The organism is Paraburkholderia sp. J67, assembly GCF_905220265.1.
In the GTDB taxonomy this organism is placed as follows: Bacteria; Pseudomonadota; Gammaproteobacteria; order Burkholderiales; family Burkholderiaceae; genus Paraburkholderia.
Genome location: NZ_CAJMZK010000016.1, coordinates 1 through 13,383, shown reverse-complemented (window position 1 = coordinate 13,383; position 13,383 = coordinate 1). Strand labels below are relative to the sequence as shown.

Below are 13,383 nucleotides of genomic sequence, written 5' to 3'. Positions count from 1 at the left end.
ATAAAAACGAAGGCGCAATCGCGCCGTATATCAGCTCCGCACGTGGGCCGCGCCTGGCGCGGCCCACGTGCACTGCATGGGATCGGAGTCAGCGCTGAAGCGCTAACTCCGATCGACAGGAGACATCGGCAATGACAACGTTTACCGCTTCTGCGCAGGCCTTCATCGACGCACGCGATCTGCTGCAGCGCCACCGTACCGACTACGAACGCGCTTATGCCGAATTCGCGTGGCCGCAGCTCGATACGTTCAACTGGGCGCTCGACTATTTCGACGTGATCGCACGCGGCAACGATCAGCCGGCGCTCTGGATCGTCGACGATCTCGCGCACGGCGGCACGAAGTATTCGTATGCTCAGATGTCCGAACGTTCGTCTCGCATGGCGAACTTCCTGCGCGAGCAGGGCGTGGGGCGCGGCGACCGTCTGCTGCTGATGCTGCCGAACCGCGTCGAACTCTGGGACGTGATGCTGGCGGCGATGAAGCTGGGCGCGGTGGTGCTGCCCGCCACCACCCAACTCTCGCCCGATGACGTGCGCGAGCGCGTGGAAGCGGGCGGCGCGCGGTTTGTCGTCGTCGATGCGGCGGAACTGTCGAAGTTCGACGCGCTCGATGCAGACGTGACGCGTATCGCCGTGGGCGCATCGCGCGAAGGCTGGATCGATCTGTCGCGCGCCTATGAAGCCAGCGCCACGTTCGAGCCCGATGGCCCCACGCGCGCGACCGACACGCTGCTGCTGTACTTCACCTCCGGCACGACGTCGAAGCCCAAGCTGGTCGAGCATACGCATCAAAGCTACCCGGTCGGCCATCTCTCGACGATGTACTGGATCGGCCTCATGCCTGGCGATATCCACTGGAACATCAGCTCGCCGGGCTGGGCCAAGCATGCGTGGAGCTGCTTTTTCGCGCCGTGGAACGCGCAGGCCTGCGTGTTCGTCTACAACTATGCGCGTTTCGTGCCGAAGGACACGCTCGCCGCGCTCGTGCAATGCGGCGTGACCACGCTGTGCGCGCCGCCCACGGTTTGGCGCATGCTCGTACAGGAGCCGCTTGCGAGTCACGCGGTGAAACTGCGCGAGATCGTCGGCGCGGGCGAGCCGCTCAATCCCGAGATTATCGAGCGCGTGCGCCACGCGTGGGACATCACGATACGCGATGGTTATGGTCAGACCGAAACCACCTGCCAGATTGGCAACTCGCCGGGGCAACCCGTGGTGGCTGGGTCGATGGGCCGGGCATTGCCGGGCTATCGCGTCGAACTCGTCGATCCCGACGATCAGCCCGTGAGTGAAGGCGAAATCGCCTTGCCGCTCGCGCAGCGCCCGCTCGGTCTGATGACGGGCTACGCGAACAACGCGAAGGCCAGCGAATACGCCACGCGCAACGGCTACTACCACACCTCCGATGTGGCGCTGCGTCGCGACGACGGCTACTTCGTCTACGTGGGCCGCGCCGACGACGTCTTCAAGTCGTCCGACTATCGCCTGAGCCCGTTCGAACTGGAAAGCGTGCTGATCGAGCATGAGGCCATCGCCGAGGCCGCCGTCGTGCCGAGCCCTGACGAGTTGCGCCTCTCGGTGCCCAAGGCCTTCGTAATCGTGCGCCAGGGCTTTGAGGCCGGGCCCGATCTTGCGCGTGAAGTGTTCCGCTTCTCGCGCGAAAAGCTCGCGCCGTACAAGCGCATTCGCCGCCTGCAATTCAGCGATCTCCCCAAGACGATCTCGGGCAAGATCCGCCGCGTGGAACTGCGCCGCCGCGAGATGGAGCGCACGGCCGAACCCGCGCGCCAGCCCGACGAATACTGGGAAGAAGATTTCCCGGAACTGCGCTGATATTCTCATGGAGTCCGGAATGATCGAATTCGAGTACATGCATGAAGGCGCAGTGGCGCTCATCACGCTTGCACGTCCGTCCGCGAATGCATTTACCGTCGATGGCCTGCGCCAGCTCCAACAGGTGATCGAAGCCTTCGACCGCGAAGCGCAGGTGCGCGCCATCGTCATCACCGGCAGCGGACCGAAGTTTTTCAGCGCGGGGGCGGACCTCAACGCCTTCGCCGAAGGCGACCGCGCAGTGGCGCGTACGGCGGCCAGCGCCTTTGGCGCGGCGTTCGAAGCCGTGCAGAACGCGCGTCCAGTGGTGATCGCGGCGATCAACGGCTATGCGATGGGCGGCGGCCTCGAATGCGCGCTCGCCTGCGATATCCGCATCGCGGAAGAACAGGCGCAAATGGCCTTGCCCGAACCCGCCGTGGGCCTGCTGCCGTGCGGCTGCGGCACGCAGACCTTGCCGTGGCTCGTTGGCGAAGGCTGGGCCAAGCGCATCATCCTCACCGGCGAGCGCGTGGATGCCGCCACGGCGCTGCGCATTGGTCTCGTCGAGGAAATGGTGCCGCAGGGCGGCGCGCGCGAAGCGGCGCTCGTCATGGCCGCGCGCGTGGCCACGCTCAGCCCGCAGGCCGTGACATCGAGCAAGACACTGATCCATCAGGCGCGCAATGGCGTGCCGCGCGGCGCGGCGCTGGCGCTGGAGCGCGAGCGCTTCGTCGATCTGTTCGATTCGCCTAACCAGCGCGAAGGCGTCAATGCGTTTCTGGAAAAACGTAAACCGCGCTGGCATATTGAAACGGAGAGCTAAGTAATGAATGCAACACCCGCTGCGCTGCAACCTGTAGCGCAAGCCGATCAGGATGTGCTGTTTCGCGTGGTCAACCGCGTCGGGATCATCACGCTGAACCGTCCCGCCGCGCTCAACGCGCTGTCGCACGCGATGGTGCGCGAGATCGCCACCTTGCTCGAACGCGTGCGCCGCGACGACGCAATCGTCGCGCTCGTGCTCGAAGGCGCGGGGCCGAAGGGCTTTTGCGCGGGCGGCGACGTGCGCGCCATCGACCGTCTCGCGCGTGTGGGCGAGCGCCTGGGCGATAACGGCTGGCAGCAGTTCTTCGTCGACGAATACCGGCTCGACTATGCGTTGCACACCTTCGAGAAGCCGATCGTGGCGTTGCTCGATGGCGTGACGATGGGCGGCGGCATGGGGCTCGGTCAGGCGGCGGCGCTGCGTGTGGCGACCTCGCGCACGAAGATCGCGATGCCGGAAACGCGCATCGGCTTGCTGCCCGATGTGGGCGCGACGCATTTTCTGGCAAAGATGCCGGTCCACACTGAGCTTTACGTGGGCCTCACGGGCGCGATGCTCAGCGGTGCGGACGCGCTGCACTGCAATCTGGCCGATCTATGCGTGCCCGCCGAGTGGCTCGATGGCTACGAAACGCGGCTCGCGCAGGCGCATTTCGATGGCAATGTCCTGGGTACGCTGCGCCGCGTGTTCGATGCGCCTTGCCATGAAGCGACTGCGGGCATGCTGGAAACGCACGATGCGTTGATCGCGAGGCATTTCGAACGCCGCATGCAGGTGAGCGAGATCGTCGATACGCTGCGCGCAGACCTTGAGCGCGATCCGTCTGACGCCGCGCGCGCCTGGCTCGAAGCGACGCTCGAGGCGCTTACGCACTATTCGCCGACGATGCTGGAAGTCACGCGGGAAGCCCTGCTGCGCGGCCGCCAGATGACGCTCGCGGAGAGTTTCCGCATGGAACTCGGGATCGTTGCGCGCGCAATCGAAGAGGGCGATTTCTGCGAAGGCGTGCGTGCGCACCTGATCGACAAGGACCGCAAGCCGCGTTGGGCGCCCGCGTCGCTCGCCGAGCTGCGCGAGGAACGCGTCAAGCATTTCCTGTGTTCGCCGTGGCGTGCTCAGGCGCACCCACTTGCCGATCTCGGCGCTTGACGGTCTGAAGGCCTGAGGCGTCAGTCCGACGCCTCGCGTGCCGCCGTTGGGTCTCGCAGGGCCGCAAGGCGGCGTGCACGTTCTTCCTCCGACAGCCCGCCCGCCGCCGAGCGCGCGGGCCGCTGCGCACGCGCGAGCAGTCGCAGCGTCGACACCGAACCGGCCACGGCCAGCAGCATAGGAATGGCGATGTCGTGGTTCACGTGCGTGAACTCCAGCATCAGCACCGTGGCGGTCAGCGGCATCTGCATCGAGGCGGCCAGAAAAGCCGCCGCCCCCACGATCGCGAACGCGCCCGCCGCGAGCCCCGGCCACACATGATTGACCAGGCCCGCGATCACGATCGAGAGCAATGCGCCATTCGCAAGCCCCGGTGTGAGCAAGCCGCCCTTGGCGCCCGCGCGCAGCGTCGTCGTCGTGATCAGCACCTTGAGCACGAGCAGCGTGGCCGCGAGGCCGATGCCGAGGTTGTCGTCGAAGCTCAATCCCGCCGGTCCCTTGCCGTTGCCGAGCAACTGCGGAAACCACATGGCCAGCACGCCGATGGCCGCAAAATTCACAAGCGAGTAGAGCGGCAGTCGCCAGTCCTTGGGCGATGCATCGCGCGCGCGGCTCGTCACGCGTGTGAAAAAGTGCGCCGCCGCGCCGAACAGCGGCCCGCACAGCACCGAACACACCACGAGTTGTGCATTGATCGTGTAGGCGGGCACGTGATACTGCTGCTCGTCGCCCAGACCGATCCACGCGATGACGGCGCCAATCGCCGACGTCGTGAGCGCCGGCACTACCGCCGACCAGCCGAAGGTGCCAAGCAGCACTTCGAGCACGAATACGGTGCCGCCCAGCGGCACGTTGTACACGGCGGCAAGCCCCGCGCCCGCGCCGCACGCGACCATCACGCGGCGTTCGGCGGCGGTCAGGCCGGTGCGTCGCGACAGCCAGCTGGCGACCACGGCGCCGATCTCGCGCGGCGCGACTTCGCGCCCGAGCGGCGAGCCCATCGCCACGGTCACGATCTGTAGCAACGCATGCACCGTGGTGGAGACGATCGGCATGCGCGGCCCGCCGGGTTTGAGCGCCGCGTTGATGCTCACGAGCGGCCGCCCGTAGCGATAGAGCGCCCACCAGCCGCCGCCGCCGATCAGCCCGCACACAACCAGCACGGCCACGCGCCGCAGCGGCGCGGTGCCGGTCACGCCCTGCAGAAAGCTCTCGCTGCTGATCAGATGCGCCTGGCTGTAGCCATAGGCGACATGCTGGATTGCATGCAGCAGAAGAGCGAGCAGCATGCCGCCCAGCCCCGCGCCAATGCCCGTTAGCACGGTCACCACAGCAAGCGTGACGAGCGGACTGCGCGCGGGCGGGCGTTCGGAATCGGGACGGGCGCGAGGGCGCGGAGTAGGGTCGATGGGCAGCACGGCGGGAACGATGGGAGAGGCGGGAAACAAGGCGTTTATTGTAGCGACGACGCCTTTCAGACGCGTTCGCGCTGCGTCGCGGCCAGGTTGCCGAGGGTTGGCGCAGCGCCAAAGAAAACGCCCGCCGTGCGCAGGGCACGGCGGGCGCGTCAGCACGTTCGTGCTTGAGTCAGCGAATGCTTAGAGGTACGTGCAGACGTAGTCGAGCGTCTCGGTCACTTCGATGTCGAAGCGGCTCTTGCCCGGCACCGAGAACGATTCGCCTGCGCCGTAGCTTTGCCATTCGTCGCTACCGTCGAGGCGGATGCGGCACTTGCCCGCCTGCACTTCCATCAGTTCGGGCGCGTCGGTGCCGAAGTTCAGCTGGCACGGCAGGATCACGCCCAGCGTCTTGCGGCTGCCGTCCGCGAACAGCACAGTGTGCGACACGCACTTGCCGTCGAAATAGACGTTGGCGCGTTTGATCACGGAAACCTGGTCGAATTGCGTTGCGGCCGTCATGGCTGTCTTCCTCTGGGTCGTTCATGAATGAATGCGAGCCCAGCATCATACCGGCCCGCGCTCGCGCGGCGTAGCGCTCAATATCGCCGGAACACCGATACCGCCGCTTCGTAGCCCCGAATTCTGTCAGCGAAAGCCTACGTATTGCAAATTCAGTGTTTACACAAATATGACGATTAATTACAATTGCTGAAGCGAATGAGAAACATTCGCATTCGCAAAAACGATAAAACAATGGATTCCCCTGGCGCGGCGGCGGGTGTGTGATGCCCGTTTTACAGCTGCGTGTAGGCGTCCGCCTTCGATCAAGCCGCCCAACCATGTCCGTCATCATCCCGACGCGGATGCGCACAGTCGCGTCCGTAGCCGCCCTGTATTGCTCCGGTTTCTTCGCCTTTCCAGCGGCCCACGCGCAAGCTGCGCCCGCTATTCCCGCTGTGCCGGCCTCGTCGAGCGCCGCGTCGCAAGGCGCTGCCGATGCCACGTTGCCCGCCGTGAAGGTGAGTTCCTCGGCGCCGTCCGACATGCAGACGAAGTCGCTGTCCTCGTACAAGTTCACCTCGCCGCTGATCGACACGCCGCGCTCGGTCACCGTGATCCCGCAGGAAGTGCTCAAGGAGAAGAACGTCTCGACCTTCGAGGACGCGCTGCGCACCGTGCCCGGCATCACTTTCCTCGGCGGCGATGCGGCGGCCAACCCGTCGGCGGATCGTCCCGTGATTCGCGGCTTCGAATCGCGCAACTCGATCTTCGTGGACGGCATGCGCGACTCGGGCGTGCAGAACCGCGAGACCTTCGACGTGGAGAACATCAGCGTCGTGAAGGGCCCGGACTCGGTGTACGCCGGGCGCGGCTCGGTGGGCGGCAGCATTGACATCACCACCAAGACGCCCACCGCCGATAACTTCATCAACGGCAGCGTCGGCCTGGGCACGGACAGCTATCGCCGCGCGACCATCGACTGGAACCAGAAGCTCAACGACACCACCGCATTCCGCCTGAACGCGATGGGCCACGATTCCGATGTGGCGGGCCGCACCAACGTCTACAGCAAGCGCTGGGGCGTGGCGCCGTCGATCGCGTTCGGTCTGAACTCGCCGACCACGGTGACGCTCAGTTACTACCACCTGAACAGCTACGACATGCCCGACTTCAGCGTGCCGTTCCGCTCGACGGGCGGCACGCCGATCTCGTCCAATCGCAGCCAGTTTTACGGCCTGAATTCGCGCGACTATCGCCGCGGCCAGAACGACACCGGCGAAGTGAAGGTCGAGCACCGCATCAACGACGCGTGGAAGATCAAGAACACGACGATGTTCGGCCGCTCGACGCTCGACTACATCGCGACCAATCCGCAGCTCACGAGCGCGACCTCGAACATCCTCAGCCTGCAGGCGAAGAGCGGTAAGTACGCGACCAACAGCGTCTCGAACCAGACCGAGGCGAATGGCAAGTTCGACCTCTACGGCATGCGCCACACTTTGACCGCAGGCGTGGAGTTCAGCCACGAGCAGGATCTTTACGAGGGCTATCTCGTGACGGATTCGGCGGGCAACAACATCCGCTCGGGTGGTCCTTGCTCGATCGCGTACAACTGCACCACCGTCAACGGCTGGAACCCGAATAACCCGTGGACCGGCAGCATCCTGCTCAACGGCGACAAGAGCTTCCCGGGAGCGGCTACGCATACGCGCACGAATATCGCCTCGGCGTACCTGTTCGATAGCGTGCAACTCTCCGAGCGCTGGATCTTCAATGCGGGCATGCGCTTCGATCGCTATGACGTGAACGCCGAGCAGGCCGGCGTCGCCGATCTGAGCAACACTTCGAACCTCTTCAGCTATCAGTTCGGCCTTGTATTCAAGCCGATCCGCACGGTGAGCCTGTACGCGTCGTACGGAACTTCGTCGAATCCGCCGGGTTCGAACTCGGGCCTCGGCGGCGGCACTGATCAGATCACGGCAACCAACCAGGATCTCGCGCCGGAGCGTTCGCGCAATATCGAGGTGGGCGCGAAGTGGGACGTGCTCGACCAGCGTCTTTCGCTCACCACGGCGCTGTTCCAGACCGACAAGACCAATGCGCGTGTGAGCGATGGCCTGGGCGGCATGATCAATGCGGGTTCGCAGCGCGTGCGCGGCTTCGAGTTTGGCTTCGCGGGCAACGTGACGAACAAGTGGGCGGTGTTCGGCGGCTATTCGTATCTGGATGCGATTACCACCAACGCGGGTCCGACCACGCCGCAGAACTCGGGCCTGCCGATGGTGATGGTGCCCAAGCACAATTTCACGCTGTGGACGAGCTATGACGTGTTGCCCAAGCTCACGTTGGGTGCGGGCGCGACGGTGTCGAGCCTGACTTATGCGTCGGTGTCGTCGACCACGCGCAAGTGGACGCCGGGGTATGCGCGCTTCGATGCGTCGGCTACGTGGCGTGTTTCGAAGAAGGTTGATTTGCAGCTCAACGTGAACAATATCTTCGACAAGGAGTACTACCAGAGCGCGTATCCGATCTACGCAACGTGGGCGCCGGGTCGCTCGGCGGTGGTGACGTTGAACTTCTATCAGTGATCGAGCAGGAATTGCGGTAAACGCACAAGGGGCGCCCGATGATGAGTCGGACGCCCCTTTTTACTTGCGATCGGAGTCGATGCGCGTTTATTCGCCCGCAACCTCGCCCGTCACCGCAACCGAAGCCTCGGCGGTCAACAACATAAACGTGAAGCTCTCCTGAAGATAGAGCTTCACGCTCTTATCGTCATGCGAGGAATAACCGATCGACACATCCTGGCCGAGGTGGAACGCAAAATCGCCGCCGCGCGTGCTGACGATCGCGCCGCCTTCGATGGCCGGAGCCCAGATGATCTCGCCATTCACGAGGCGGCGAATGTGCTCGAGGATCGGGTAGCCCTGATCGCTTGCTTCGCTCACCGCCGTATAAGCGTCCGAGCCGAGCAGCACCGCATAGGGACCGTCCACGCCTTGCAGGCGCAGTTGCTCGAGCGCCTTGGCGATTACCGTGGGGTAATCGGCGATATCGGCGGGCAGCGGAAGAACGGGGTTCGACGTGCCTTCGCGGATGCCGGTGATCTGCGCGGCCTTGTAGCCGTCGAAGATAGCGCGGTCTTCGGCAAAGGCGAGACGCGTCGCGGCGTCCTTGGCGGGCTGCCAGTCGGAATCTTCCGCGCCGCGCTCCACGTCGTCGATACCCTCGCGCGACAGTTCGAACGGCACACGCAATTCGACTAGCGCCTTCACCTGGCGCTGACGCGCGCGAATACCATCGAGCGGCGCTTCGATACCGTTCTGATGACCAGTGCCGATGCCGGCGAGATCCGCGCCGCCGGGGCCCTTCACGTCCACGACACGACGGCCCGCGAGCGAGCGCTTGAAAGTGCGCGCGACTTCCTCTTCGATCTGCGACCACGCCGCCGTGGAAATGGGCGCGAGTTCGCGATGGAGATTATTCATACCGGGGTGCTCCTTTGAGTGATCCGATGGCGAGCGAGCCGTCCGTGGCGAGCGCGGCGGCGGGCTCGGATTCTGGTTGGTCGTGGCTGTCCACGGTGACCGTGGTGGCGGCGCCCGGCACGCGTTGCGCGAGCGCTTCGAGCAGCGGCTGCGACGGCACGAAGAACAGGCCGCCGGTGACGGCGCGGCTGAAGTCGAGCAGGCGGTCGTAGTTGCCCGGCGGCAGGCCGACGAACATGTTCTCCAGCATCTGCTCGATGGGCTGCGGCGTGCGTGCGTAGCCGATGAAGTAGGTGCCGAATTCGCCCTGGCCTGGGCGGCCGAACGGCATGTTGTCGCGCAGGATCTTGATCTCGTCGCCATCGGCGTCTTCGAGCGTGGTGAGCGAGCTGTGCGACCAGCTCGGCTTCACGCTTTCGTCGAGTTCGATGTCCTGCAGCTTGGTGCGGCCGATGATGTGTTCCTGGGCTTCCACGGGCAGCGCGTTCCAGCCCTTCATGTCGTGCAGGTACTTCTGCACCAGCACGTAGCTGCCGCCCACGAATTCGGGGTCTTCGTCCTGGATCACCGTGAAATGGACGGCTTCGCTGCCTTCGGGATTTTCCGTACCGTCCACGAAGCCGATCATCGCGCGCATGTCGAAGTTGCGGAAACCGTGCACTTCGTCCACGGTCTTGACCGCGCCTTCGAGGCGGTTCATCAACTGCGTGGCCAGTTCGAAACAGAGGTCGGTCTGATCGGCGCGAATGTGCAGGATCAGATCGCCGGGCGTGGCGATGGCCTTGCGCTCGCCCGCGCCGAATTCGCGGAACGGGTGCAGCGCCGCGGGGCGCGGCTCGCCGAACAGCTTGTCCCATGCGTCGGACGAAAAGCCCACCACGCACGAGAGATTGCCGCCTGGCACGCGCTTGCCGACTGCGCGCACGAGATTGGCGACGTCGGCGCACCAGGCGCGCACGGTGGCGCGGCTGGTGGCATCTTCGTTGACGGTTGCGACGATGAAAAAGGCGCTGCGCGTGACGGCGCTGGAGACGGACTGCGGTTCCTGCGTAGATGAGGCCGGCGTCATGATGTGGGGTATCGCTCGAATAGTCGTGTGCGGGTTGCTGGCGCGTTGCACGTCGCCCGGCGCGTGCGGCGCGAAACTTTCGCTTTGAAAAATCTCGCCGGGGTGCCGCAGGCGCGGCCTTGGCTGGCCGTGTGCCCGCATAGTGTAGCCAAACTTGTAAAAGCGAGCGGTTTGCAGGCGAGTGTCACGGCGTGCGAGGATAGTTGCTGTAGTCGTTACCCTGGAAGCAGCTTTATACGAAACCGGCGTTGAGTGCTGACGAGAGAGGAGACGCACCATGTGGGATCACACCGAGCACGAGGGCTTCGAAATCTGGGTGTTGCCGATTGCGGCGTTCGGGCCGCGCTCGCCTGAGCCGTTGTTTCACTACAGCGGCTATATCTGCCGCCACGGCGCGGATGCCCATCTGGAAGGGCGCAGCGTGCGCTTTCACGATCTGATGCGTAACTATGTCGGCCCCGATGCGGCGCTCGACGCGGCCTATACCGACGCCCGCAAGCGCATCGACCGCTTTCATACGACGGGAAGCTGGGGCGACGGGCCGGAAGGCTGACGCGGGTTGCCTGCGGCGGCGTTCAGCGGCCGCCGGAAACCACCAGCGACACGGGCCGGCCTTCGCAGCCTTCGCTGCCCGGCATCGTGATGACACGCCAGCCCGCGGGTTCGCCGTCCTTGGCACCGTTTTTTTCGTCGAGCAGGAGCGGCGTTCTGCGGTCGCGATCGACGTAGGTGGTGAGTACATTGAACGGCCAGGACGCGCGCCGCAGGCGTTCGTGCACGAGCGAGCCTACCCAGATCGGCGTGAGTTCCGGGCCTTTCGGTGCGGTGGCGCTGGTCGCCTTGTTCTCGGGCGTGAGCGCATCCGCCTGCAAGTCGTTGCGCGCGTCTTGCCCCGCCGTGGAGTCGGCGCGCGCGGGCAGTGCGTAGCCGGTCGGCCAGAAGCGCAGCACGTCGCGGCGGCTGCCGGGCCGCTCGGGATCGTCGGGGATATGCGCGCGCGCGAACACCAGCGGGGAGGGCAGTCCGTTGTTCAGCTTGGGCAGGAGCGGCAGCGCGAGCGCGTCCACGTTGGGCGCGATCAGCGAGAGCACGCTTTTCGCCGAGAATTGCTCACCCTCGGTCCAGCCGGCAGCGTGCAGCGCGGCGCTCAGGTCGTTGGCGCTGGCGGCCCACTGCAGCGTCATCGGCTCGCGCCGTTCGCCCTTCATGTCCACGCGGTAGCAGGCGAAGTTGCGCCAGAGCGTGTCGGTCCACGTCATCTGCGCGACGACCGTGGGCGCTTCGGTCGCGCGCGATTCGTATTGCGCTTCGCGCTCGGCGCTGCCGCGCTGCAACACGAATGCGAGCGCCAGCACGGCGAACACGATCGCGGGCATGACGTTGCGCTGCAAAGGCCGCGCGGGATAGCGCCACAGCGAGAGCAGCACGACCGCCGCCACCCAGATCGACGCGAAGGCTGCGCCGCCGATGGCGTCCGAGAACAGGAAACGATCGAAATACAGCCCCGCAAACGTGACCGCCACGACGATGCCATTGCCGACCGTCGCTACGATGGCCGCCTCGATCATCGTCACGCGGCGCACCAGCAGGAACATTGCGAAGCCGTAGACGATCACCATCGACGCCACGCGGTCGCTCGGGAACACATACGCGCCCACGTGCGCCGCAGCGGGCGAACCGTGGTGGATCGCCACGCGCAGCGCCAGAATGAGCACCTGCGAGAGCGCCGCCGCGAGCATCCAGTAAGTGATGGTGCGCCAGCGCCGCTCGAACGCCATCCACGCCGTCATGGTGAGCACCAGCGCGGCCAGCGTGTAGTTGCTGCCGAGGGTTTCGACGTGCGCGAGCACCGTATCGGCCCAGGTCGTGTGGATCGACTGGAGGAACTGGCGCACCGACTGGTCGATCTGCACGAGCGGATCGCCGCGCAGCAGATTGCCGAGCACATACGAGAATACGGCCGCGCACATCGGCACCAGCGCCGTGATCGCGAGCACCGCGCCCAGCGCGGGCTGCTGCGGATCGAGCAGGCGCACCAGACGCCGCGCCGCCCGGCCTTCGTGCTGCGCGGCCCAGCGCGCGAGGCCACGCCGCGAGTCGCCAGCCCAGTTGTCCAGATGGACCAGCAGCACGTGCGTGAAGCGCCAGACGAGCCAGAACACCAGCACGATGATGGCGATGGCGACCACGAGCCGGAACGACACCGCGCCCGCCAGTTGCAACGACGCGCCGAACACCACGCCCGGCAGGATATGCGCCGGGGCCCAGACCAGCGCGGAGATCACGTTCATCACGAAGAAGCGCCACGGCGCCATGCCCGCCATGCCTGCGACGAGCGGCACCACGGCGCGCAGCGGCGCGACGAAGCGCGCGAGGATCACGCTGCGCGTGCCGTGGCTTTTGAAATACGCCTGGGCTTTTTCGAGGATGGCGGGGTGTTTGCTGAACGGCCAGACGCGTGCGATGGAGTCGCGGTAACGATGGCCGATCCAGAAGCTCAATGCATCGCCGGCGACCGCGCCCGCGATGGCGCAGACGAACAGCCAGCCCAGATTGAGCGTGCCCGTGCCCGCGAAGGCGCCCGCGATGAACATGGCGGTGCTGCCGGGGAAGAACGTGCCGATCAGCGCGAGCGATTCGAGGAACGCGGCGACCACCACGAACGCGAGCGTCCAGCCGGGGTAATCGGCGAGCAGGTGCAGCAACTGGACGTAGGCGTGCTCCATCGCGAGGGCGGTTCGTGCGGCGTGGTGTCGATTGAATGAGGCGCGGCGCGCTCGAGGCTGCGCGACGTACCACGCGCAATATAACCGGGTGCGGCGATGTGCGTGCGGTGCGGTGTCAGAACCCATCAAAAACGCCCCGCGGCGCGGGCGTTCAGCCGGCGCGGCGGGGCGGATAGAGCAGGCGGCTTGCGCCTTGCTGCGTGGTTTAGCCGAGCGCGGCGACCATCTCCGGCGCAACGGTAAACAGATCGCCGACGAGGCCGTAATCGGCGACGCCAAAGATCGGCGCTTCCTCGTCCTTGTTGATCGCGACGATGACCTTCGAGTCCTTCATGCCAGCGAGATGCTGGATCGCACCCGAGATGCCCACCGCGATATACAGCTGCGGCGCGACGATCTTGCCGGTT

At 65.4% G+C, this 13,383-nt stretch carries 11 protein-coding genes; 5 read left to right on the top strand and 6 right to left on the bottom strand.

All coding sequences use genetic code 11. The features are described 5' to 3' along the window. Positions 1–131 precede the first annotated feature (131 nt). From U5782_RS25160 to U5782_RS25150, 3 genes are read left to right on the top strand one after another with little or no spacing between them, the layout of a single operon-like run. Positions 132–1,835 carry an AMP-binding protein gene (locus U5782_RS25160; protein WP_322046606.1) on the top strand — a complete coding sequence of 568 codons (1,704 nt, stop codon included), beginning with the start codon at positions 132–134 and terminating at the stop codon, positions 1,833–1,835. 19 nt (positions 1,836–1,854) lie between these two features. Continuing rightward, positions 1,855–2,640: an enoyl-CoA hydratase gene (locus U5782_RS25155; RefSeq protein ID WP_322046605.1), complete on the top strand. Its 786-nt coding sequence runs from the start codon at positions 1,855–1,857 to the stop codon at positions 2,638–2,640. Positions 2,641–2,643: 3 nt separating this feature from the next. Beyond that, on the top strand, positions 2,644–3,792 hold the full coding sequence (locus U5782_RS25150; protein WP_322046604.1) for an enoyl-CoA hydratase/isomerase family protein: 1,149 nt from the start codon (positions 2,644–2,646) through the stop codon (positions 3,790–3,792). 20 nt (positions 3,793–3,812) lie between these two features. Here the strand turns inward: U5782_RS25150 and U5782_RS25145 are convergent, their stop codons facing one another. Continuing rightward, entirely contained in the window at positions 3,813–5,240 is a 1,428-nt protein-coding gene (locus U5782_RS25145; protein WP_415914405.1) for a chloride channel protein, read from the bottom strand. 150 nt (positions 5,241–5,390) lie between these two features. Further along, entirely contained in the window at positions 5,391–5,711 is a 321-nt protein-coding gene (locus tag U5782_RS25140; protein WP_322046603.1) for a pyrimidine/purine nucleoside phosphorylase, read from the bottom strand. Between the two features lie 320 nt (positions 5,712–6,031). Here U5782_RS25140 and U5782_RS25135 point away from each other — a divergent pair, with 320 nt between their 5' ends. Continuing rightward, positions 6,032–8,281, top strand: coding sequence for a TonB-dependent siderophore receptor (locus tag U5782_RS25135; RefSeq protein WP_322046602.1), 2,250 nt, complete (start codon positions 6,032–6,034; stop codon positions 8,279–8,281). Between the two features lie 87 nt (positions 8,282–8,368). Here the strand turns inward: U5782_RS25135 and U5782_RS25130 are convergent, their stop codons facing one another. Both U5782_RS25130 and U5782_RS25125 read right to left on the bottom strand, forming a co-directional pair. Continuing rightward, on the bottom strand, positions 8,369–9,181 hold the full coding sequence (locus tag U5782_RS25130) for a family 1 encapsulin nanocompartment shell protein (RefSeq protein WP_322046601.1): 813 nt from the start codon (positions 9,179–9,181) through the stop codon (positions 8,369–8,371). Further along, complete coding sequence (locus U5782_RS25125) at positions 9,174–10,250, bottom strand: Dyp-type peroxidase (protein WP_322046600.1); 1,077 nt, start codon at positions 10,248–10,250, stop codon at positions 9,174–9,176. The genes U5782_RS25130 and U5782_RS25125 overlap by 8 nt, the downstream gene beginning before the upstream one ends. Positions 10,251–10,527: 277 nt before the next feature. Here U5782_RS25125 and U5782_RS25120 point away from each other — a divergent pair, with 277 nt between their 5' ends. After that, positions 10,528–10,803 carry a hypothetical protein gene (locus tag U5782_RS25120; RefSeq protein WP_322046599.1) on the top strand — a complete coding sequence of 92 codons (276 nt, stop codon included), beginning with the start codon at positions 10,528–10,530 and terminating at the stop codon, positions 10,801–10,803. A 22-nt stretch (positions 10,804–10,825) separates the two neighbouring features. Here the strand turns inward: U5782_RS25120 and U5782_RS25115 are convergent, their stop codons facing one another. Both U5782_RS25115 and U5782_RS25110 read right to left on the bottom strand, forming a co-directional pair. Further along, positions 10,826–12,976, bottom strand: a complete 2,151-nt coding sequence (locus U5782_RS25115; RefSeq protein WP_322046598.1) for a VTT domain-containing protein — start codon at positions 12,974–12,976, stop codon at positions 10,826–10,828. A gap of 205 nt (positions 12,977–13,181) precedes the next feature. Continuing rightward, a partial coding sequence (locus U5782_RS25110) for an electron transfer flavoprotein subunit alpha/FixB family protein (RefSeq protein WP_322046597.1) occupies positions 13,182–13,383 on the bottom strand: 202 nt, incomplete at its 5' end.

Coding starts and splice junctions, on each gene's coding strand:
- U5782_RS25160 (WP_322046606.1), top strand. CDS start 132: ATGACAACGTTTACCGCTTCTGCGCAGGCCTTCATCGACGCACGCGAT.
- U5782_RS25155 (WP_322046605.1), top strand. CDS start 1,855: ATGATCGAATTCGAGTACATGCATGAAGGCGCAGTGGCGCTCATCACG.
- U5782_RS25150 (WP_322046604.1), top strand. CDS start 2,644: ATGAATGCAACACCCGCTGCGCTGCAACCTGTAGCGCAAGCCGATCAG.
- U5782_RS25140 (WP_322046603.1), bottom strand. CDS start 5,711: ATGACGGCCGCAACGCAATTCGACCAGGTTTCCGTGATCAAACGCGCC.
- U5782_RS25135 (WP_322046602.1), top strand. CDS start 6,032: ATGTCCGTCATCATCCCGACGCGGATGCGCACAGTCGCGTCCGTAGCC.
- U5782_RS25130 (WP_322046601.1), bottom strand. CDS start 9,181: ATGAATAATCTCCATCGCGAACTCGCGCCCATTTCCACGGCGGCGTGG.
- U5782_RS25125 (WP_322046600.1), bottom strand. CDS start 10,250: ATGACGCCGGCCTCATCTACGCAGGAACCGCAGTCCGTCTCCAGCGCC.
- U5782_RS25120 (WP_322046599.1), top strand. CDS start 10,528: ATGTGGGATCACACCGAGCACGAGGGCTTCGAAATCTGGGTGTTGCCG.
- U5782_RS25115 (WP_322046598.1), bottom strand. CDS start 12,976: ATGGAGCACGCCTACGTCCAGTTGCTGCACCTGCTCGCCGATTACCCC.